General features: G+C 44.1%; 18 protein-coding genes and 1 tRNA gene. 8 read left to right on the top strand and 11 right to left on the bottom strand.

Annotated features, from left to right (window positions below):
• Positions 1-24: 24 nt before the first annotated feature.
• The 5 genes from trhA to alr all read right to left on the bottom strand — a co-directional run bounded on the left by trhA (position 25) and on the right by alr (position 4,717).
• Positions 25-675, bottom strand: a complete 651-nt coding sequence (trhA, locus tag ACTTJ8_RS06765; RefSeq protein WP_442719550.1) for a PAQR family membrane homeostasis protein TrhA — start codon at positions 673-675, stop codon at positions 25-27.
• Between the two features lie 73 nt (positions 676-748).
• Positions 749-952, bottom strand: coding sequence for a 50S ribosomal protein L31 (rpmE, locus tag ACTTJ8_RS06760; protein ID WP_442720704.1), 204 nt, complete (start codon positions 950-952; stop codon positions 749-751).
• Positions 953-1,021: 69 nt separating this feature from the next.
• Positions 1,022-2,650 carry a transcription termination factor Rho gene (rho, locus tag ACTTJ8_RS06755; RefSeq protein WP_442716113.1) on the bottom strand — a complete coding sequence of 543 codons (1,629 nt, stop codon included), beginning with the start codon at positions 2,648-2,650 and terminating at the stop codon, positions 1,022-1,024.
• A 771-nt stretch (positions 2,651-3,421) separates the two neighbouring features.
• Positions 3,422-3,495 (bottom strand) — tRNA-Val (locus tag ACTTJ8_RS06750).
• A gap of 94 nt (positions 3,496-3,589) precedes the next feature.
• Complete coding sequence (gene alr / locus ACTTJ8_RS06745; RefSeq protein WP_442720703.1) at positions 3,590-4,717, bottom strand: alanine racemase; 1,128 nt, start codon at positions 4,715-4,717, stop codon at positions 3,590-3,592.
• 186 nt (positions 4,718-4,903) lie between these two features.
• On the opposite strand from alr, the gene ACTTJ8_RS06740 reads away from it, so the two are divergent.
• On the top strand, positions 4,904-6,157 hold the full coding sequence (locus ACTTJ8_RS06740; protein ID WP_442716115.1) for an extracellular solute-binding protein: 1,254 nt from the start codon (positions 4,904-4,906) through the stop codon (positions 6,155-6,157).
• Positions 6,158-6,349: 192 nt separating this feature from the next.
• Here the strand turns inward: ACTTJ8_RS06740 and ACTTJ8_RS06735 are convergent, their stop codons facing one another.
• Together ACTTJ8_RS06735 and ACTTJ8_RS06730 are read right to left on the bottom strand one after the other, a co-directional pair.
• The gene (locus tag ACTTJ8_RS06735; RefSeq protein ID WP_442720702.1) at positions 6,350-7,504 is read right to left on the bottom strand and encodes an iron-containing alcohol dehydrogenase; all 1,155 of its coding nucleotides are present in this window, start codon (positions 7,502-7,504) and stop codon (positions 6,350-6,352) included.
• A gap of 350 nt (positions 7,505-7,854) precedes the next feature.
• Positions 7,855-9,039: a hypothetical protein gene (locus ACTTJ8_RS06730; protein WP_442720701.1), complete on the bottom strand. Its 1,185-nt coding sequence runs from the start codon at positions 9,037-9,039 to the stop codon at positions 7,855-7,857.
• 15 nt (positions 9,040-9,054) lie between these two features.
• Between ACTTJ8_RS06730 and ACTTJ8_RS06725 the strand changes: the two genes are divergently transcribed.
• The 7 genes from ACTTJ8_RS06725 (at position 9,055) to ACTTJ8_RS06695 (ending at position 19,170) form a co-directional block, all read left to right on the top strand.
• Entirely contained in the window at positions 9,055-9,786 is a 732-nt protein-coding gene (locus ACTTJ8_RS06725; protein ID WP_442720700.1) for an RluA family pseudouridine synthase, read from the top strand.
• A 52-nt stretch (positions 9,787-9,838) separates the two neighbouring features.
• Positions 9,839-10,654, top strand: a complete 816-nt coding sequence (locus ACTTJ8_RS06720) for an Rpn family recombination-promoting nuclease/putative transposase (protein ID WP_442716119.1) — start codon at positions 9,839-9,841, stop codon at positions 10,652-10,654.
• A gap of 261 nt (positions 10,655-10,915) precedes the next feature.
• Positions 10,916-11,872 (top strand): nucleoside triphosphate pyrophosphohydrolase, encoded by a 957-nt coding sequence (gene mazG / locus ACTTJ8_RS06715; protein ID WP_442720706.1) that lies wholly within the window; start codon positions 10,916-10,918, stop codon positions 11,870-11,872.
• Positions 11,859-12,782: a tRNA (adenosine(37)-N6)-dimethylallyltransferase MiaA gene (gene miaA / locus ACTTJ8_RS06710; protein ID WP_442716120.1), complete on the top strand. Its 924-nt coding sequence runs from the start codon at positions 11,859-11,861 to the stop codon at positions 12,780-12,782. The genes mazG and miaA overlap by 14 nt, the downstream gene beginning before the upstream one ends.
• 116 nt (positions 12,783-12,898) lie before the next feature.
• A complete protein-coding gene (locus ACTTJ8_RS06705) occupies positions 12,899-13,840 on the top strand; it encodes a tetratricopeptide repeat protein (protein WP_442720699.1) in 942 nt (313 codons plus the stop codon).
• 18 nt (positions 13,841-13,858) lie between these two features.
• Positions 13,859-16,651 (top strand): transcription elongation factor GreA, encoded by a 2,793-nt coding sequence (gene greA, locus ACTTJ8_RS06700; protein ID WP_442720698.1) that lies wholly within the window; start codon positions 13,859-13,861, stop codon positions 16,649-16,651.
• A gap of 23 nt (positions 16,652-16,674) precedes the next feature.
• The gene (locus ACTTJ8_RS06695) at positions 16,675-19,170 is read left to right on the top strand and encodes a vWA domain-containing protein (protein ID WP_442720697.1); all 2,496 of its coding nucleotides are present in this window, start codon (positions 16,675-16,677) and stop codon (positions 19,168-19,170) included.
• Positions 19,171-19,380: 210 nt separating this feature from the next.
• On the opposite strand, the gene ACTTJ8_RS06690 is transcribed toward ACTTJ8_RS06695, so the two are convergent.
• The 4 genes from ACTTJ8_RS06690 to ACTTJ8_RS06675 all read right to left on the bottom strand — a co-directional run bounded on the left by ACTTJ8_RS06690 (position 19,381) and on the right by ACTTJ8_RS06675 (position 23,059).
• A complete protein-coding gene (locus tag ACTTJ8_RS06690; protein ID WP_442720696.1) occupies positions 19,381-20,985 on the bottom strand; it encodes an ATP-binding protein in 1,605 nt (534 codons plus the stop codon).
• A gap of 391 nt (positions 20,986-21,376) precedes the next feature.
• Positions 21,377-22,150, bottom strand: coding sequence for an Rpn family recombination-promoting nuclease/putative transposase (locus ACTTJ8_RS06685; protein WP_442718968.1), 774 nt, complete (start codon positions 22,148-22,150; stop codon positions 21,377-21,379).
• Between the two features lie 7 nt (positions 22,151-22,157).
• Complete coding sequence (locus ACTTJ8_RS06680) at positions 22,158-22,334, bottom strand: hypothetical protein (protein WP_442716126.1); 177 nt, start codon at positions 22,332-22,334, stop codon at positions 22,158-22,160.
• A 131-nt stretch (positions 22,335-22,465) separates the two neighbouring features.
• The gene (locus ACTTJ8_RS06675; RefSeq protein WP_442720695.1) at positions 22,466-23,059 is read right to left on the bottom strand and encodes an MptD family putative ECF transporter S component; all 594 of its coding nucleotides are present in this window, start codon (positions 23,057-23,059) and stop codon (positions 22,466-22,468) included.
• Between the last annotated feature and the right edge of the window lie 72 nt (positions 23,060-23,131).

Here is a 23,131-nt window from a genome sequence, read left to right as displayed (position 1 = left end):
GCGTGAGCATCTTCTACGAAAGACCTAAATGCTATAGTAAATAGAAAAGAAGTGCATAATGCTGCCGCCAAGCACAAACAGATGCCAAATACCGTGCATCCATTTCACTTTCTTCATTGCATAAAAGACACAGCCGACCGTATACACAAGTCCTCCGACAACTAAATAGCGGAAACTCAGCAATGAAAGTTGTTCCTTCAAGGGTTTTGCAGCAAAAATAATAAGCCATCCCATTGGAATATAGGTAATAACAGATAACACACGTACCCGGCTGCCGAATACTGCATACAGCACAATACCTACAACAGCAAGTCCCCAAATAATACCAAAGATAAGCCAACCGACTGCACCGCGTAAGGCTGTTAAACAATAGGCGGTATAAGTACCTGCAATGAGAATATAAATGGAACAGTGGTCAAAAATACCAAAGAGCTTTTTAGTACCAAGCGGTAATGCATGATACAATGTCGAGAATAGATAGAGGATTATAAGCGATGCCCCAAAGATGGTAAACCCAATAATACACTGTGCTTTATACTCATCCGGAGCATACATAACAGCTCTGACAATCAACAGGACTAACGCAGCAATGGAAAGCAAAACTCCGATGCCGTGTGTTATTGCATTCAGAATTTCTTCACCGGTTGTATATCGTTTTGATATTTTCTGCGCCATGATCAACCCTATACTCACAAAACACAAAAATTGGATATTTTTGTGTTTTGACCTCTATAAAACAGCAGAACTCTTAGTCTTTCAAATTATAGCGCTTCTTAAAGCGGTCAATCCGTCCGGCTGTATCAACAAGCTTTTGCTTACCGGTAAAAAAGGGATGACAGGAAGAGCAAATTTCAACTTTGATATCCTTTTCGGTAGACCGTGTATGGATAACATTGCCGCATGCACAAGTAATAGTTGTTTCAACGTAATTAGGATGGATATCTTTTTTCATTATAGTACCTCTTACAAACTACTCGTTATAAAGTTTTGTTATTCTTTCCGATATGTGTCCTCAGTAGGGCTACACACCGCCGGAATTCATCAACTTCAAAAACACTTCATTATTCTTACTTTTCTTCATCTTGTCAAGGAGTAAATCCATAATTTCCAGATCATCCATAGGGTTAATAACCTTACGGAGAAGCCATATCCGCTGGAGATCGGCATCAGGAATCAGCAATTCTTCCTTACGGGTTCCAGACTTTTTAATATTGATTGCAGGGAAGATACGGCGGTCGGATAAGCGGCGGTCAAGACTTATTTCCATATTGCCGGTACCTTTAAACTCTTCAAAAATAACTTCGTCCATACGGCTGCCGGTTTCGATAAGGGCAGTAGCGATAATGGTTAAACTACCGCCTTCTTCTACATTACGGGCAGCGCCGAAAAAGTGCTTAGGTTTATGCAGTGCATTTGAGTCAACACCGCCGGACAGAACCTTACCCGATGTAGGAACTGTCTGGTTATAAGCACGGGCAAGGCGGGTAATAGAATCAAGCAGAATAACAACGTCTTTTTTATGCTCAACCAAGCGTTTTGCCTTTTCCAACACCATTTCTGCAACTTGCACGTGCCGTGTGGCTTGTTCATCAAAAGTAGAAGAGATAACCTCACCGCGGACAGTCCGCTCCATATCGGTTACTTCTTCAGGACGTTCATCAATTAAGAGCACGATAAGATACACTTCCGGATGATTCTGAGTGATTGCATTGGCAATTTGCTGCATCAGTATGGTTTTACCGGTACGGGGAGGAGCCACAATCAACGAACGCTGCCCTTTCCCGATGGGACAAAACAGATCCATAATGCGGGTTGCGTAGAGCTCGCTGCTTGTTTCTAGGTTAAGTCTTTGACGGGGATAAAGCGGTGTAAGATTGTCGAAGGGAATACGGGTTTGTGCAATAGAAACATCTTCAAAATTGACACTTTCAACCCGCAATAAAGCAAAGAACCGCTCACCTTCTTTAGGAGAACGTATCTGCCCATACACGGTATCGCCCGTTTTAAGATTGAACAGCCGGATTTGGCTCGGCGAAATATAAATATCATCCGATCCCGGTAAATAACTGTTCTGCGGTGAGCGTAAAAAACCGTAGCCGTCCGGCAGAATTTCCAAGGCTCCCGACGCAAAGATAATGCCGCCGTTTTCCGTATGGTTTTTAAGAATAAAGAAGATAATCTCCTGTTTTTTCATAGCAACCATATCTTCGTGCGGTATACCGTATTGAGCCGCTAAATCGCGCAATGCGTGCATCCCCATCCGCGTTAAATCATTGATAACAAGCTTAGGCTTCCCGTCAGTATCTTCTATAGCGGGATTGTCTTCTCTTGGAGCAGATTCTGCGGGGCGGCTATAAGGTCGCCTTCCAGAGATTTGACGGCGGGGTTTCCGCTCGGAATCCGAAGCCGTTTCATCCGCAGCAGGCTTTCGCCGTATTCTGGAACGCACCACTAACTTTTTCTCAGGTGCTTCATCAGAAACAGAAGCGGTTTCCGTACTGTTTTCCGGATATTGCTCCGGAGCACCGGATGCAGACGTTGGTACATGTGTTGGCTGCTGCTGTTCAAGATCAAATTCAGCCTGTCCTGAAGAATCCGGGGCGGTGCCGTCAGCCGAAGCCGGTGAGCGGCGTACTTTTAAAAGTATCATACAATTTCTCCACAATAAATTTTAATTTTTAAATATATCATTCACCTTTAGAAGGTTATCAAGCGTATGGGCATATCAAAAAACTCAGGTATAGATTTTTAAAAGATGCCTGGGGATGTCTCAAAAGTTAGCAACTTTTCCAACAGCCCCGCAATTTTTTGATAAGTCTTTTTATTGGTATGACTTATCAAAAAAACACCGTAAACAAGCTTAAGGAAAACCTCTAAAAACTACGGTTTTTAAAGGTTCCCGTATGTATTAAAGGTCTTGATCTATACGATACGGAATACTCTTTAAGAAAGATTTATCTTGATAAGATACTAAAGGGAACACCTCTAAAAAAGGTTGATTCAATTAAACTATAACTCTTATAGACTTACCCGAACATGCACTAAATGAATAATCATCTGTTATCCACACATTCCGCTCAAGTCCGATCAAAAGTATTCCTTATTGTAACGTGTTATTTTTTGTTTTGTCAAGAGCATATCATGCACTTATTTGAAAAAAAGCAGTGATCAGGCAATATCCGCACAACGGTAAGGCACTGCGGCCATGCCAAGAAACAAGCATAAGAAAAATGAATAACAACATCCCCCGTTTTGTGTGTAATAGTAATACCATTTGTAGATTTTCTCGCCGTTTTTATTTTCGGCTTTTTAAAGACATGATAATCCATATATAAACCCCCGACTCAACCTTTACTTGACCTCTTAAAAGCCAAGCAAAAGCAATAGTTGGATCAGTCTATATACAGCAAGGAATAAGCTATGGGCGCTGACGGGATCGAACCGCCGACATTTTGGGTGTAAACCAAACGCTCGTACCAGCTGAGCTAAGCGCCCCAATAAAAGGAACTATATATGAAACTAAAAAAAATGTCAAGTAAGTTAAAACTATTTATCAACGCATATAAATTGCACGCAGGACTGCTCCGTGTCATCGGCATTCATTGATAAAAACGCGGGGTACCCGCTTATGAATACCGCAGGTAATTTCATAGGGGATGGTTCCGGCAATATCGGCTAATGTTTGCGCCGTGTTATCGCGGGTATCCGTGCCGAAGATATGCACCTCATCCCAGCGCTGCACCCATGGCTTCGATCCAAGGTCTATCATACACTGATCCATACATATCTTTCCTACAATGGGAAAAAATTCATTACCAATGCGCACTTTCAAACCGGGTGAAAGGGCACGGCGCAAACCGTCTGCATAACCGATCGGGAGCGTAGCAATGTAGGTATCTTCCGCGGCAGTCCAGTCTCGTCCGTATGACACACTGGTACCTGCACGGATTTGCTTGATCAGCACCACTTGTGTAATCAGCTCCATTACGGGTTTTACATCAAGAGAAGAAGCACCTCTTTTGAGCGGATGGTAGCCATAGGCAAGCAGCCCCGGACGCACCATATCAAATTGAGCATCAGGAAATGCCTGCACTGCCCCTGAATTGGCGGCATGTACAATAGGAATGGTGATACCGGTATTCCGTATTGAGGCAACAGCATCGGTAAAATGCTCAAACTGCTGCCGGGTGAAGTTCCTATTTTCTTCTGTCTCCGAATCTGCAACTGCAAAATGAGTTGCAACACCTTGCAGCCGTAAGTGTTTTGCCCGCACAATCTGAGTTGCAAGCTTTACAGCCTCAGATGGTTTACAGCCTATTCTACTCATACCGGTGTCGATTTTAAGATGTACAGCAACTGTCTTGCGCTGCATTTCAGCAGTCCGGTTTAGTTCATTGATAAAAGATTCATCAATCACAAGCGGTTCCAATTTATATTCAATAATGGAATCAATTTCTTCCAAAATAGGGAGGCTCAATGAAATAATCGGCGCAACGATTCCTGCTTCACGCAGCTCAATGCCTTCCTGCACGGAAGCAACCGCGAGGTATGAAACGCCTGCCCTGATTGCGGCAATCGCTGTCCGCACAGCTCCGTGACCGTATGCATCGGCTTTCACCGGTAAACATATTTTTGTGTGCGGTGCGAGCCGCTGCTTTATTTGTTTGATATTATATTCCAGATTATCAAGATGGATAATAGCTTTTGTTGCACGCATATATGCCGTATTGTAGCGCAAACGGTATAGAATGTGAAGATTGAATTCCAAAGGACACCCCAGTCTCCGCCGTTCTACAATATAGCGCGGTATCTGTTATGGATTTTGCGGGAAGCTATGTTTCAAACTAGTGTTTGGAGCGTCTGAATATTGACAATGCGTTCATTGTAGTCATAATAAAGCATTATGCAAAAAGTCTTTTGGAGAATGGCAGCGCTGCTGTGTGTATTAGTGTACTGTATTGCCTGTAAAAATGCTGAAGATTCTATTGCCGTTGTGTGGACTGACCGAACGGACTTTATTACGTACTGCGAAGCGTTTAACAGTGCACAACCGCGCTATAAGATTACAATGAGCTACAAGCAAAACCCTGCAGATGCACTGATGAATACGCAAAACCCTCCCGATCTTGTTGTCGGTCCGTGGCTGCGGGGAGATGCTGCACTGGTGAAATTTGTTACAATCGACAACCTCCTATCGGAAAAAAATATCAATCCTGACAGTTTTTACCCGCTGTTACGCGAACTGGGAAATGTGAATGGAAAGCAATACTTATTACCAGTCAGTTTTAACCTGCCAGCTATTATTTTTTCTGCATCGCAGCAAAATCTCCCTAAGACAAATTTCACCCTTTCGCTGGAAGAAATGCAAGAACTTTCCGCTGCCTATAATAAAAAAAGCGGCACTGACTATACTCGGATGGGCTTTTCCCCCCGTTGGGATACAAATTTTCTTTATGTAACGGCTCAGGGAATGAATGCAGCATTTGAAGAGACAAAAAATCTTTTTTCATGGAATGACAAAGCTCTGCAGGATATTATCGCATATACGCGTACATGGTCAGAAACAGTCAATACCAATGCCGCTGCAGAGGACGAGTTTCAGTTCCGGTACTTATATGATCCTCCCTATACGCTTGTTACCGACGGGCGCTGCTTATTTTGGTATTTATCCAGCGATGAGCTTTTTTCACTCAACCAAGAACGGCTTAAATCCATTGATTACCGGTGGATGAGCTATAACGGGAAAACACCGGTGCAAGACACGATCATTTATGCGGGAATCTGTAAAAAGGCGAAAAATAAAGCAGCGGCGGAAGCTTTTTTATGCTGGTTCTTTAACGAAGAAAGTCAAAAGCAAATGCTTTCCCGCTCTCAAACGGATAATATGATAGCGCCATCATTCGGGCTGGCAGGAGGCTTTTCGGCGCTGAGGAATGTAACTGAAAATATTTTTCCCGTGTATTATCCGCTTTTACTCAAACATTTACCGCAAACCGATGATTTTGCGGCACCCTATAGCTTACCGCATAACTGGGAGCAGCTAAAAAAAGAGATTATCTTTCCGTATCTGAGAGAGCAAACAGGAACACTGAATACTGATGACCAACCGTTGCCCCTAAACAGACGTATAGCTGATTGGTATAAAAAAAGCCATTGATGCGGATTAGCTCTAAAAACGGACTCACTTACCGGTATGAGGTGTGAGGAAGGGTGAACCGCCGACGATTGAGGTAAAAATCATCTCAGAAAACCTCTAAAAACCGATTCGCAATCCGCAAAGCGGACAACTTAAAGCATTTCCATACAGAAAAAAACGATAGGTTTACAGTTTTTAGAGGTTCCTTATCACTTAAAAGTCTATTTCCTTGCCGTAATAAGCTGCAAGGTAAATCTTCTTAATATCAGCGGCAGAGGTTTTGCGCGGATTGGTCAGCGTACACGCATCGTTAAAGGCTCTTTCGCTCATCAAATCCAATACCTTGAGGAACTTATCTTCTGCAATAACAGTGTTCTTGCCTTCCTGAATAGTGCGGGTGATACCGACTTTCCGGTTCAAGGCAGAGACAGCCTTTGCAATATCGTCGATACCCAAGGCGCCTTCCAGCTTGCTGTAGCGGTCAGTTTCTTTTCTATTATAGTTGATAATATACGGAAGCATAATTGCGTTTGCTTCACCGTGTGTCAGATGGAACTCTCCGCCGATCTTATGTGCCATCGAGTGAACGATACCGAGTGAGCAGTTGCTGAATGCGATACCGGCAACGGTGGATGCCGTGTGCATTTTTCCGCGTGCTTCCATATCGTTTCCATTTGCAACTGCCCGTTCCAGATATTCGAATACCAGCCGGATTGCCTCAAGCGCATAGGGGTCAGTGTAATCGTCATGAGCGGTAGACACGTATGCTTCGATCGCGTGAGTCATAACGTCCATACCAGTCTGAGCGGTTACCAGCGGCGGCATTTTTGCAGGGATTCTATCATCAACAATCGCAATGTCGGGGATAATATCAGGGCTTACGAGCGGATATTTGATATTCTTTTCCGTGTCGGTAATAACGGAGAAGGCGGTAATTTCGGAGGCGGTTCCCGATGTAGAAGGAACACCGACCAGCTTTGCTTTTGTCCGCAGCTTGGGAAATTTGAAGGCGGCTAAATCATCAAAGTTATAACCGGGGTATTCGTAGTACACCCACATGATTTTTGCAGCATCCATTGCAGAACCGCCGCCTAATGCGATAATCCAGTCGGGATTAAAAGCTGCCATCTTTGCGCCGCCTTCTTTACAGGTTTTAACGGAAGGATCGGGTTCTACGCCGTCGATAACCAGCACTTGCATACCTGCTTTTTCCAGATAGCCCTTTGCTTCATCGACAAAGCCGAATTTTTTCATCGAGCTTCCGCCGGTAACAATAGCAGCTTTCTTTCCTTCCAGGGTAGAAAGGAATTCCAAGGCTCCAACCCCGTGTACAATCTTTTGGGGGATACTGAATGTTGCATACTTCATAATTTATACTCCTTCATAATACAAAGAACTGTTAAACACCGGCTGTAGCAGATCTACCCGAATGTCTAATCGTCCTTTTATTATTAGTATAAATATAACGATATATTATTATTTAGTAAAGGGTAAAAAGATAAAAAAATATATTTTTGAAGGGGAACAAGAAATTCATAGAAACCTTTGCAAATGATGGAGCTGTCGTCTCTCTAATCCTGTTTGCCGAAGCTGTATTAAACCTGTTCGGAAACTGACCTTTCTGAATAGGTTACCTTGAAATGCGATGTTCACGCATCGTGCTATTTGTGCGATTTAGAACTCGTCGACCAATTCGTAAACGCAGTTATCGAATTGGTCTATTCATCCAAAGCCGGCGGGGTATACCACTCAACTCCAAACCACAACGAAGGATCAGCAAGGTCTTGCGCAATCTGCCCAAGCGCTACCGGTGCCGTTGTTTCTGCAATCAAATACCGTTTACCTTTATAGGTGAATCTGGCTCCGGCTCCTTCGCAATCCACTGCAGCAACGGCATGTTTTTGTTCGGGCGCTATCATAAGAATAGAACCGATATTAAAATGATTCAAAAGAACTGCCATAAGCAGTGCACGGCTATCGCAGTCCCCGCTCCGGTCAGTACACACGGCGGGGATATTCAAAAAATCTGCTCCATTTTCATCACGGGTATAGGTAAAGCCCTGCATCCATTCCAGTAAAGCAGCTGCAACCTTGTCCGCACTCGGGAGTTTTCCCCCGCCGTTTACTTCGATCAATTCTTTTTCCACCATAAGCGCAAGATGCCGGCATCGAGCAAGACTGTCGCGGTAAATCATCCGGTAATACCGCTGCCACGCCTTTTCCTGCAGCGGTGAATTGAGGTACCGCGTTAAAAGCGCAAATTCGCGGTCTATTACCGCCTGATTCGCCTCTGAATCCGAACGGTCAAAATAAACTGAAAGTTTTTTTCCCTGGAACGGAACTTCGTTTTTTACCGCCCCTTCCTTAGGGTACACTGCCTGTATCATCGGACCGGGTTCAAAAAAGGACTGCCGTCCCGTAAAAACCGCATCCAAGCACGAAATCATCAGCGGCTCGGCAGCTTGCGCCTTTTCTTCCGGAGCGGTGCTCAACACAATAAGCCATCCTTTCTGCTCAGGCAGCGGCTGAACGAGCAGCCACCCAGCCTGCCTTTGATTCTGCTGTGTAAATACCAGATGAGCCGCAATAGCAGGATTTCCTTGCAGTGTAACACGCAGGGCTTTTTTCTGTGCGTACAGTTGACTCACAATATGGTCAGCCGCTGCATCTACTGTTTTAAACTGCTGGTATGGATACAATGCAATCTGCACACCGGCAGGAACAAGCGTATGCTGATAAATATACCGCGAACCTGCACGAGAGGTTACCAGCCGGAATCCCTCCGGTAAATCAATGGTATACCCCAGCTGAGCATCCCCGACCAATTCCGCCTTGAGCGGGTAAACAAAAAGAAAAGTCAAAAAAAGGATCGCTATACCATAGTGTATTTTTTTCTGTTTCATCGTATACTCCTGCGTATGCGTCATACGGCATCACAACATTCTATTGTAAAGAAAAATATCCCGATTGTATATGAAGACGAAACACTTTGCATCGTCAATAAACCCTACGGCATCCCCGTTCAAGGCGGAGCGCATATTGCGGTATGCTTAACCGAACTGCTCAGCAGCCAGCTCGGCACCGCAATATACCCCGTACACCGGCTTGATAAAGAAACAAGCGGATTACTGATCACGGCAAAGAGCCCTGAAGCTGCCCGCACCTGCCGCACCCTCTTTGATACAAAAGCTGTAGAAAAAGAATATACGGCGCTCTGCTTCGGAGGCTTTTCCGATGCAGCAAAAAATACTGCCGCTGCGGTATCCGCATCAAAACCACAGGTACCGGCAAGCGGGGTAATCAATACACCGATCATAGAAAACGGCGTTGCAAAGCCTGCACTCAGTACCTATCGGCTTCTTGCCGGTACAGAATCCTACAGTCTCTTTTCCGTCCGCATCCAAAGCGGCAGAATGCACCAAATACGCATACACCTTGCCGGTATCGGCTTCCCTATTATCGGTGATGATAAACACGGCAACTTCCCGCTGAACAAGCAGCTCTGGAAAACACAGCGCATCAAAAAACTTCAGCTCTGCGCAACCCGCCTCCGCCTGCCCATTCATGGGAAAAACAGTCTCTTTACCCTATCGCTCCCCGATCATATCCAAACCGCTGTTGATTCATTGGGTTTGCAAACTTTTTGCTGATTTTCTTAGCCAAAAGCCCATCCACCGTCTATATAGTCTTTAGGAGGTGAGAATGGCACAAAAACCTTTTGAAGAACTGACTATTTCCGACGATTTTATGTTCTGCAAGGTCATGGAACATGAATTTATCTGCAAGGAATTTCTTGAAATGCTTTTTAGTGCTAAAGTCGAGAAAATCACGTATCTGTCATCTCAGAATACCGTTATCGGCAATTCAGCAGCAAAGTCTGTTCGACTGGATGTACTGATTAAAGATATGGCAGGGAGGGCTTACGACATTGAAATGCAAGTAAGCAATGAATACAACATCCCAAAAAGAATGCGGTATTATCAATCAATTCTGGATGTTGCGTTTCTCGATCAAGGATATTCGTATAAAGCACTAAACGACAGCTTTGTTATTTTTATCTGTTTATTTGACCCTATTGGAAAAAATCGAGCGGTCTACAGTTTTGAAAACATCTGTAAAGAAGATGCAACTATCCCCTTACAGGATGGAACAAAAAAGATTATACTAAATGCGAACGGATTTAAAGAAGCTGATAACAAAGATTTACAGGGCTTTTTACGGTATGTAAAAACAGGCAAAGTAACAACCGACTATACGAGGAGGATAGAAAAAGTGATGCAAACAATAAAGATAAGCGAACAGGCACGGAAGGAGTATCGGGTGTTACCGGCAGTTATTATGGATGCCTTTGATGAAGGTATTGAGCAAGGTAAATCGCTTGGACTCGCTGAAGGCGAAGCCCGAGGCTCCCGCCAAGCAAAGCTCGAAACTGCGAAAAATCTCCTGCACTTTGGTTTATCACGAGAAAACATCGCACTGGCAACCGGGCTAACCAAGGCAGAAGTCGAAGCGCTATAGGCTCTTTACGGTCTTCACAGTTACATATTCATCGAAAAATGATGAATTTTTAGCCCAAAATAGCCCATGTGTAGTATTTTTAAGCAACCAATCACCCTATCGCTCCCCGATCATATCCAAACCGCTGTTGATTCATTGGGTTTGCAAAAAAACGATGCGTTGCAAAAAACCATCACAGAGGAATTACCCAAAAAGAAATAACTGTGCTATAATGCGCAGCGAGGAATTATAATGACAGCACATACTAACCGCGTAGATACCATGAAAGAGCTTCACACAGAGGTAGCTGCCGCACCGGCAGATCACAATGCAGCTGAAACGCCAGACAAAGACACAAAGCAGGCTGCTGCGGCTTTTGCAGCGCTCTTTACTACCATTAAACGGCTGCGGGCGCCGGGAGGATGCCCCTGGGATATTGAGCAGACCCCAATGACACTGCGGGCAACACTATTGGAAGAAACATACGAAGCAATCGAGGCGCTTGAAGAAGCAGCTGCTGACAGCTCAAAAGCAGTGCACGCATCAGAGGAACTCGGCGATGTTCTTCTCAACATTGTGATGATTGCCTATATGTTTGAACAGGAACACCACTTTTCTGTCGCAGAGATGATAAACGCACTCAACGAAAAATTGATTAGGCGGCATCCCCATGTATTCGGACAAACCGAGGGCTTTCCCGATCAAAATGATGCACAAAAACCGGTTACTGCAGAAAAAGTACTTGCACAATGGGACACCATCAAGGACAAAATAGAAGGCAGAGCAAGCGCCTCCGTACTGGATTCCATACCGAAAACCTTTCCGCCGCTTACCCGCGCATATAAACTGCAAAAGAAGGCCGCAAAAAAAGGCTTTGACTGGGATTCCATAGACGGACCGCAGAAAAAAGTAGAAGAAGAAGTTGCCGAGTTTACCGAGGCGCTTGCCCACGGAACGCAAGAAGAAACAGAAGCGGAATTCGGCGACCTTTTGTTCAGCTTAGTAAATGCAGCGCGGCACCTGCATATCGATTCTGCTATTGCACTGAGCCGCACCAATGCAAAGTTTGAACGGCGGTTCCGTTACGTCGAAAAACGTATGGAAGAAGCAGGACTCCCCTGCTCCCGGGAATCCCTCAGCCAAATGGATAACTTTTGGGAAGAAGCAAAACGCTTAGAGCAGCACACAACCGCGCCGCAGTGTTCGGACACCGACAAAAATCGGAATGCTTCAATATAACTGTGTCGTGGTACTCGGCGCTACCGCAACGGGAAAGACAGCCTTTGCTGTGGAGCTTGCGCAGGCACAGCATGGGGAAATTATCTCCGCCGACTCCCGGCAAGTATACCGCGGTCTTGACCTCGGTACAGGAAAAGATTTGCAGGAATACGGCAGCATACCCTATCACCTCATCGACATCTGCGATCTTAGCCGAGAGTTTACCGTATTCCATTTTCAGCAGGAGGTATACCGCATCATCCCGCAGCTCTTTCAAAACGGCACACTGCCGATAATAGCGGGCGGCACCGGACTCTACCTCGACGCAATACTACGCAGCTACGAACTCATCCCCGTTCCCGAAGACCCCATACTTCGTGCCGAACTCGCAGCAAAAACACTGCCGGAGCTGCAAGCCATGCTCTTAGCGCTTAAACAGGACATCCACAATAAAACCGATCTTGAACAGCCCGCCCGCCTCATCCGCGCTATAGAAATAGCCCGCTACCGGCACAACAACCCTGAAAGCACAGAACTGCACCGCAGTGCAATCCCTCTCCTCAAGCCGAAAATCTACGGTCTTTCTTTTGAACGCAGCGTATTACGCGAACGGATTAAAAGCCGCCTCATTGCCCGCATTGATGCCGGTATGATAGAAGAAACCGAATGCATTCATAACCAAGGTTATTCATGGGAACGGCTCGAAAGCCTCGGACTGGAATACCGCTTTACGGCACAGTATTTGCAAGGAAAAATTGAATCAAAAGAAGTCTATATCGAACAGCTTTACCGCGCTATCTGTCAATTTGCAAAACGGCAGGAAACATGGTTCCGGCGCATGGTAAAAAACGGCATCGAAATAACGTGGATTGACGGCAATGAGGCTGCACAGGTATCTGTAGCGGATATTGTACAGTCTAAACGGTTTTAATACCCAAAATAATGAGAATTTTTATCAAAACAGTAAAAGTGAGCGCAGATATTAGCAAATTATTAAAAAAGGGTCAATTGACTAAAGCATTATTATCAGTATAATAGAGAAGAACTATGATAGATCGTTCTGTTCAGACTATTTTACAGCCTGCTCTTGTTTTTCTCAAACAAGGTGACCTTGAACAAGCGCATAGAAGCCTTGAACGGCTGCTTGAACAGGACTTGGAAAATCCTCAAGTGATGTACACACTAAAGGGGGTAAGTTTCTGGCTCGATCGGATGCGTTATTCGGAAACACTATCCGACAATTTCCTGAGAGGTGAATATCTTATTTCTCAATGGAAGCCCTTTCTGGACTACATAGGAAAGATGGGGGACTTTAACGAGCTTATAGTCTACGCATTAAAGTGCAGCATATTTACTATCGCGCTACAGCTTTATCAGTCACTCTTAACCGGTACTGAAACAGTACATAACACTGCGGAAATATACCGAAAGACAGGACTCTGTTATAAAGCGCTGGGCGACTATGAAACAGCAATCAGCTGTTTGCAATATGCAGCCGATATTAATGCACATTCAGCAGCCATTTTGGCAGAGCTTGCCGATGCATATTCCCTGAGCGGTGAAACACGGCTTGCGAAGGTATTTTTCCGGGAAGCGCTGTTTAAGAATGCTTCTGAGATAGAAATATGCTTTCTTGATTCGGAAATTTTTCATGCGCTTGTTACGAAAGTTGCTGCCATCGGTTATAAAGAAGAGGAGTTGTTAGAATGGCTTCCTGTTTACGGTACACTTGATGGAGTACTCAATGTCAAGCGTGAATTAAAGGCTTTGGAACTGGGGAAACTAAAACAATCCGTCTACACACTCGAAAATGAGCTGCGGGAGAAGGACATAAAAAGCAAAAAACTTATTATCCCCCGTTTAATCAACTACTATTTTTGGCTTATTGATCATTATTTGAATGTTAATGTCGAAAAGTCAAAGATTGATGAGATTCTCTTGCGGATTAAACTACTTGATGAGAAAATCTACAACCGCTACATACGGTAATGACACAGTGAGGTGAATATGTCAGATGTATTAGAAAAGAATGTGCGCGATATATTTAATGAAGAAAAATGGACACGAGCCGCTATTTCAAACTATTCCATCAATAATTTTAACGAATTGGACACACTGATAAAAGAGGCAAAAAGAGATCATCACTTGGATGAATTAAAAGAGCTGTCCGATGCGCATCTCGCTCATAATAAAACCAGTATCACGGCTTTGTATATTTCGAGTATGATCGCATTATCAAAACAGATGCTCGATGATTCTGCTCTTGTAACACTCATAACGCTCTTTATCAACAATCATCGGATGCAGATTGTGGAATATTTGTGCGAAAAAGTACTGGAGGAAAGTGAATCGAAATTTGCTTTGCGTACATTGGCAAACTGCTATAAAGATTCCGATAGCGCTGAACAAAAAGCAAAAATTTATGGAATATGGGAACGGCTGGTGCGAATCGATTATGAAGAAGCAGATATTCCCAAACTGCTTGCCGAATACTATATCCAGCTCAATGAAAAAGAGACAGACAAAGAAAAAGAGAAAACGAATACTGAAAAAGCCATTGATTATTATAAAAAAGCCTTGTACCGATCCATCAATCGGCATTCATACTCAGCAGTAAAAGAAGTATGGGCACGTTTGGTCGAACTGGTGCCGCAGGAAATTGACTTTTTCTATCATGTCCAGCGTAAAATTACCGACCATCTCGGCGCAGAACGCAGTGTTACCTGTATGCAGGATCTCTACAAATATTATAAAAAAGAAGCAGAAGAGGAAATAAAAAAGCAACAACAGGAACATCCTACAGCTAAAGATTTGAGTTCTAAAGCTATAGAAGATTTGAATACTGCTATAGATATTTTGAAGCTTATACTTTCCACCGATGACAAAGATCACTGGGCGCGAAAAGAAATTGTGGAATGCTTTAGAGCAAGATATTCTTCACACACACAGCTTGAAGAGTATATCAAAGACTCGAATTTGGCACAGGATTGGCGGAATATCTTTGAAGCAATCGATGATTTTGAAAAACATATTGCGTTCGATAAAGGAAACTTCGTATTCCACCGGACATGGGGAGTCGGACGAATCGCTAAAGTGAACAATGATGAATTAACCATCGATTTTGCAAAAAAGCGCGGTCATACTATGAGCCTCAAAATGGGGATTACAGCCTTGCAAACATTGAATAAGAACCATATTTGGGTACTCAAATCCATTATGAAGGGTTCCGAACTCACTGCAAAGGTAAAGGCGGATCCAGAATGGGCACTGAAAACAGTCATCCGCAGCTTTGATAATAACTGCGATTTTAAGCGGATAAAGCACGAATTGGTACCGTCCCTCCTCACCACTAGTGAATGGACAAACTGGAGTACAAAGGCTCGGAAAATTGTAAAAGAAAATCCGGAATTTGGGATCAACCCAGCAAATATCGACTTTTACACTGTACATACCCGCCCGATTTCGCTTGACGAAAAACTTTCCAACGAATTCAAAGCGCAGAAAAATTTCTTTGAACGAGTCGGAATTATCTTTAATATTATGGAAAACGGTGATACGGAGTCGGACGGTTTTCAGGATATGTTTAATTACTTTGAATCCTTCCTCAAAGCATTCAGTCAGGTAAATGAACAAGTAATGGCTGCGTATCTTGTAGTATCAAAATTGACTACTGCAATGCCGCACCTCAGCGCAGCAAAACATCATAATTTTGCAGAATTATTTGCACAAATCGAAAACCCAGCTGCCGTGTACCTCGGTATTGAAAACAAAGAACTCCGTAGTGCGTACCTGCGCAATATTAAAAATCTTGTTCCGGATTGGAGTGATCAGTATGTTCGGCTTTTTCCGGTAGTCCTTTCTACTGAGATTTTAACACCGCTACTCGAAGAATATCCTGAGAAGGTAAAAGAACTGGCAGCAACGTGTTATAAGGATTATAAAGAATACCGCGAAGCGGTTGTATGGCTCTTCAAAAATGCGCAAGAAGAACCATGGTTTAAAGAGCTGCATATCGATTATGAGCATCAGATGATTGTGCTGATCCATATTCTTGATATAACATATCGGGAAATTGCAAGCAGGCGGAATACAACCGAAAACAGGAAAATCAATAAGCAGATCCATACAATTTTATTCGGGAAAGATGCTTTACTGGAAAATTTTATCCTTGAGCATGATGAAGATGCTGTTACACGGTTGTATACTCTTGTCAGCGATATTAAAGACTTGGATTCGCCGATTAAAATGCAGCTGCGGAATAGGATTTTGGAAAAATACAAGAACTTTAAGTTCTTTGATGAGGTTGAAAAAACGGTTACCGGCCGCGGCTTAATCGTAACATCTAAGATGCTTGATGAAAAGAAACGGGAATTGCAGCGGCTTATCGAAGTGGAAATCCCCCGCAATTCAAAAGAAGTTGGATTTGCGCTTTCGTTGGGCGACTTGCGAGAAAACTCGGAGTATAAGGCTGCAAAAGAAGAGCAGAATAGACTCAACAATACGGTAAGCAGGCTGCAGGAAGAACTGGAACGGGCGCAGGTCTTTGATCCTACCACCATTACAACTACCCGTGTGGGCTTTGGTACCGTCGTAGAACTGGAAAAACCGTCAACCCGTGAAAAGGAAACGTATACTATCTTAGGTCCGTGGGAATCTGACCCCTCAAATGGTATTATTTCCTATATGTCGCCGCTTGGTACCAATTTATTGAACCATAAACCCGGTGAGACCCTGTCATTTACAGTCAGTGAAGAAGAAAAAACGTATAAAATATTGAATATTACTGCAGCAGTGCTGTAACGGTAAAAGGTTGTTACTGCTCGATGAAACAATTAAGAACTGCAGCCGGAATAGTGTGCTTCTTGTTGATGGCAGCTTCTCTGAACGGACACACAGTGCGTTCAGAGAATACTGATGTTATTGTTTTGATGGATACTTCCGGTACCGTACTGCCGTATCACGAGGTCATCAATGAGCGTGTATTGCAATCGATTATTTCAAAATTCATCCGCATTGGGGATTCCTTTCACCTGCTATCGTTCAATGCGGAAGCTCGCTACGAAATGTCTCAAAAAATCGGTACGGAAGCAGATTTATCGCGTGTTGTTTCCCGCTTTATGCTCCTGTACCAGCTGGGGCAAAGCGCTGATTTTTTATCCGGTATTCATTTTGCTCAACAGTACATGGAAGAACTCCCCTCGCCTCAGCCGAAAATACTCATTGTGATTTCCGACGGTATTTTCAACCCGCCGGAGTCGAGTCCATACCGGCAGTATACCGGAGAGCAAATAAAGACAGCGCTCGCAGCATCAGCGGCTTCTATCCGATCAAAGGGATGGAAGGTATATTATGTAAAACTCCCCTTCCCCTCTGATGCAGTAATAAAAGATCTGGACGGTACCTTTTATGCAGGAAAGCTCGACTCCGCAGGAAATATTGACCGCTCCGGTGTAAGCGCCGACGGTGCTTCTGCATCAGCGAGCGGTTCTCAGCAAACCGCCGGCACAGCTGCAAACCATACTGCCGATGAAGGTAACACAAACACCTCTACGGTACATTCTACCACTACTACGGGCAACGGCACTGCAAGCAACCGTAACGGCAATACCGCCGAAACAGTTTTTACAGAAAATAGGCAGAAAAATTCGGCAACCGGCGGCAGAAACACGGAACACAGAGAACAAAGCGGCGGTGCACCTAATCAAACAACTGTGTCAGCCCCCCCTGCAAATGCAGACGGCGGGCTTAAAACTACAAACACTGGAGTCCAAAACAAAAAGAGCGGAACAGCAGGCAGCGATGCGCTTGCCGCAACAGGCGGAACAGCAGCCGGTACCTCCGGCTTTGATGAAAACCAAAACCGGAGGCTAACGGCAGATGCCGGTGCAGCTCATACCGATAAAACACCTACAGATACTACCGCTGCCGATACAGCCAATGCAAATAGCTCCATAGGCAACACCAATGAGGCTGCGGATCAGCCGGTTCAGCACGGCATAAAAGAATATACCGATGTTTCGCAAGCCTTTACGGAAAACCTCGGTATAGAAACCACTAATGTACCAGAAGAAGGTTCTATCGTCTTTAATGATGCGGTATTGCCGCTTCCGGATATTATCCTCCCTGAACACATAGAAACGTCCAGCCGGCAGTTTGAACTGCCGGTACGGATTGTGAATACAGCAGCGGAACAGATCAATATAACGCTGCAAAGCATTGTTGTTGAAACAGATGGGAAAACGTACCGGCAGGAGATGAGTAACCTTTCAGCACAGGTACTGCCTCAAACCGAAACCGGCATAACTGCGCGTATCCGTCTTCCGAAAAGTATGTATAGTCAAGGAGAGCAGCGAAGCACGATCAGGCTTGACCTTGTACAAAAAGACAAGCATTTTTCTCAAGCAGCTACGGTGCTCATCACCATAAAACCGTCATTCTTCCAATCTTTCATAACAGGGAGTGCACGCTGGATAGTCCTTGCAGGCAGCGCCATCCTTCTTTTGCTGATACTCATCCTCTTTATCCGCAGCCGCGTACAAGAACCGGCACCTTATGCGGCACGGAGGCTCGGACAGACAACCGGGACTGCCGGTGGACAGCAATCCGGCATCCGTCAGCGCGGAACAGCCCAGCAGCTGGATTTTCAAAAAGAGGAGCGCACTGCTATTACCGGTACGGATAAACGGTATTACCCTGAACAGCAAACAAATAAAACCGATCCGAGGGAAAGTCTGAATAACTTTAGTTCACAAACAGCCGCAGCTGCTGCGGTGACTCAAAAAGAAACCGCATCTCAGATGAATTATCTGGCGCAAGAGCATTCCCGGAATATGGAAGGGCGTTTTGCACTGCTCAACAGCACAGAAACCCGCTTGAGCCGCCGTCCGAATTTTTCTCAGAATTACTACGGACACATCAGTACAAAGCCTTCACAGTCAGGGATGACGGAACTGTTTGTATACAACCAAACGACATCGATCGGCAAGCGTAATATCCACGTGATGAAGCCCGGAAGCAGGATGAGTATCGGCGGCAGCAAAAACGACAGCTTCCTCATTTTCCTCGTCCCCTTCCCTGCCAACCTTGCGCAAATACACTACGACGGCGGCGAGTATCGGCTATCTATTTTGAAACCCGAATACTTTCCCTATGAAACGTCGAACACAATTTATAATTGCATCGGGCGGGACATTACTGTCGTATCAAAAAAAGGCTATCACGTTACCTTTACCTTTCGGGGCTACGAAGACCCGATGATCAAGCTGAACACCATCCTAACTTCTATCAGTTATATGGAAGAACAGCCTAAAAACGTATAAGCTCACCTTCTATTTGCCACCTCTAAAAACATCAAGCCTATCGGCTTGTTCTGTATGGAAATGGTTTATCTTATCCGCTAAAGCGGATTGCGAATCGTTTTTTTTGAAGAATCCTCAGCAGCTCCCCCTACACACAGACCTGCAAGGATCATAAGTACAATACAGCATACCGGAATCATCTTTTGCATAAGGTTCAAAGTATCAGCTGCCTTACCCTTCAGTAACCCATTCCTTTAGTGTCCGCTTTTCCTCATCAAAACTTGCGCCTATGGCAATGACCCTCTTCCCGCTTCCGGTATACCTATCCGCATACTGTTTATCTTTGATTTGCTTTAAGGCATCTTCCGCCGAACCGTTTGAAGTCAGTTTAAATTCAAACAAGTAGATTTTATCCGGTGTTTCAACGGTGCAGTCTATTCTTCCGGTTGCACAGTGTACCTCTGTTCGAATAAACTCATTCATCAAGGCAAATACCAGATATACCGCTGCTTGATAGTTTTGTTCACGTAAGACGAGATTTTTCTCGGTTACACTGTCGTAGGGTATACCGGAGATAATCCCTTTCAGCTTTTCCATAAATCCGTCTACATCCCCTTGCTTTACCGCTTTAGTAAAGTCCATTACCGATACCCCCGTCTTATCGGACGTGATCGCAGTATAGGCAGGCATCAGGTTATACAAAAAACCGTACCGCACTTCATCATTAGGAAAACCTAAACGGTACAGCTTATACTCCCTATCATAGTCTTTAATCGTTAGATACCCTGCTTGAAATAATATAGGCAGTGGATTGATGCTATCGGCACGATATATTTCAAGCCCTGCTTCGTTCAGCAGCACATTCCCATCTAAGTCGGGAATGTGGTAGTAGGCTGTTTTAAGGTAGTCTACGAGGAAGGTCGGTGTACCGGAAGAAAACCAATAGCTGCCCAGCTCCCGCTTTACAAAGACATTTAATAAGCTGAACGGATTATACACCCCTTCTTTATCAGGATGAAAAAGGTAGCCGTCATACCGCTGCTTTAACCTCGCAAGCGTTTTATCATAGCTTAACCCTTGCCGGTCTCCCAACACCTGTATTTCAGGTTGAAAACAGGTTTTCAGTTCCGTTTCCGTAATGCCGCAGATACCGGCGTAGTCTTCTTCAAGGGAAATATCGCGTAAATTATTCAAATCGCTAAAAATGCTCACCTTACTAAACTTGGTTACTCCGGTAAGAAAGGCAAACCGCAGGTATTCATCGCTTGATTTAATCACCCCGTAGAAGCCTTTCAGTATCTTGCGGTAGGTTTCATTGACTTCAGGGGCATCATACATGGTTTCCAAAAGCGGTTTGTCGTATTCATCTACCAGCACAACGACTTGTTTGCCGGTTTGTTCACAGGCACGACGAATAAGTCCTGCAAAACGGCGGCTGAAATCTTCTTCTGAAGGTTCCATACCGTATATTTTTTCCCACTGACAGAGATGATCGTTAATAATTATTTCCAGATCACGGACGCTTCGGTATTGTGCCGCATTAAAATCCAAATACAGCACCGGATATTCTTGCCAGATGTCCCGTATTTCGGCTTGAGTTTCTTCCAGTTTTTCTATTGCAAGTCCTTTGAACAGCTCTTTTTGACCGAGAAAATAAGCTTTCAGTGTTGAAAGAAATAAACTCTTACCGAACCGCCGCGGCCGGCTTAAAAAATGAACACGGCTTTCAGTTACTAATTTCCAGATAAATTCAGTCTTGTCAACATAGATAAAATTACCATTCTGCAATACTTCAAAGTTTTGTACCCCTATCGGCAATTTCCGTATTCTTTCCATACCATACCTCCTCTGCTCAATAGACCTGTTCGACAACAAAGTGAGCGAATAGATCATATTATTTCACTGCTCAGCGGGATTATACCATATTTGAGTAAAAAAGTCTGGAATGTCTCAAAAGCCGGTCAGTTTTTAAACATCCCCCTCTGCTCTGCGTCAGAGTTGTTGATTTTCAAGGCTACCTCTAAAAACCGATGTACAGGGCATCTCTAAAAACTCGGCTATCTTTTAGAGGTTCCTACAGTTTTTTAGAGGTTTTCCTTAGATTCCTTTTGCGATGTTTTTTGATAAGTCATAAAAATGTAAAGACTTATCAAAAATACTCGTCGGGCATCTCTAAAAACTATACCTGAGTTTTTAGAGATGCCCATCTATGTATAGGTAAAAACGATTATCGAGTCTCGACTTCTGCTGGAGAGAGGCCGACAATTTTGCAAATATCTGCAAGGGGGTAGCCCATAGTGAGCATCGTTTTTGCTGTTTCGAGTGCTTTTTGGTGGGAGCCTTCAGCAAGACCAAGCGATTTTCCGCGCTCAAGACCTTTCTGCTCAGCTTCGCTTATCATTGATAATCGATCGCTTTCATATTCCCACGCAGCCTCATATCGCCTCCGCTCTTGCTCATCCAGATAAAAGATATCCATCACTTTGTTTGCCTTTGCCATTACAGGATTTCCTCGTGCTAACATAGCTCTCACCTCTTTACTGTCTGTTTTGATAAACATAAGCCATTTTTCTAGGCTTGTCAAATTCTCTTTCGGCAGCTTTGTTAAGTCTAAAAAATGAATCTCCAACAGCTCATCCAAGAGCGTCTGCTCTTCTTCTTCCCGTATCCGGTAAACCGAATGCACTTTGCAGCTTAATTTAAACGGGCTGTTCAGCACATTGATGGTGATGCATTTTTTCAAATCTGTGTATTGCAAACCGCTGGGGAAATGCTCATGGATCATTTTTGAACAGTAGAAAATACTCCGCTTGGGGTAATAATTAAAATAGGTATTCTGCATTTCTACATCGATTTTTCGCCCATCGTTTAAGCGGATTTTTATATCAAGCCGTCCGGCTTTCTCATTGTAAAATAAAGGGATTTGCTCGCTATTTTCGATGCGGACATCATCAAAATCATCATAAGTCAACAGAGTTACCAAGGAAATAAACTCAATCATAATATCCTTATTTTCCTCGGTACCAAAAACACAGAAGCGGCACGGATGCCGCTGGTTCTATACAGATGCGAGTTTCGGCACTGCCGAAACTCGCTCTTTCCATCGTACACGGATGTACGATGGAAAGAAACGCGTAATCGTTCCGTGCGGTAAACCTCATTGGGATATTAGGGGATTTTCTCATCTTTGCCTCCAGGCTACTTATATATCACGGATGCAAAAATGGCTAAGAATCTCAAAAAAAATTATACAGTCTTTTGTTCGTGTCAGAACCGCAAAAACTCGCTCAACAGGAACGCCCAAAGCAATAACCGATTACACTAGTCCCGCTTTTTCAAATTGTTTTTTCAGCATCTTGCTGCCTATCCATGCACTGAATGCTGCAACGAGCAATGTTCCGCCGACAATCACGGCAGGCATCCATGATGCTGCCGAGGTGCTCATGGTTTCAATATAGGAAGCGTCGGTGCCTTTTTTCAGCATCGCGTGTATCCATCTGTCGCGGTCGATAAAAAAGATGAGATAGGTAAAGGTGTTTGAAAGCATAAACAGCATATACGAAAGTGCATTGAGTTTTTTATTGGTATAGGCGCCAAGCCCTGCAACGATGTCGGCGATAATGCCCATTCCGATATTGCCAAGCGCCATCGACCAATGCATTCTGGTAACAAAAAAGACAAAGCCTAAAATAATGCCGAGGATGGTAATACTCCAGCGCTTGTGAACCTTTGCGACTAAAAGCAAATACACCGGACCGCACAATAATGCACAGCCCATCGGCATATAAAACGTCAATACTGGATTAGCTGCAAAAAACATGCCGCCAGCCATTGTAAACACAATCATCAATGCGGTAAAAATACCGGTTGTTACCAAATCTTTTACCGATAACCCTTTTTGAGTATTCATTGTAAAACATCCAATACTATAATTCCAACTTTAATGAGGTGCCATCCAAATAAATTGCTTCCGATTCTGTGA

The organism is Treponema sp., assembly GCF_052169735.1.
Classification (GTDB): Bacteria; Spirochaetota; Spirochaetia; order Treponematales; family Treponemataceae; genus Treponema.
Note: the sequence above shows the minus strand (reverse complement) of the source record. Positions and strands in the feature narration are given on the sequence as shown.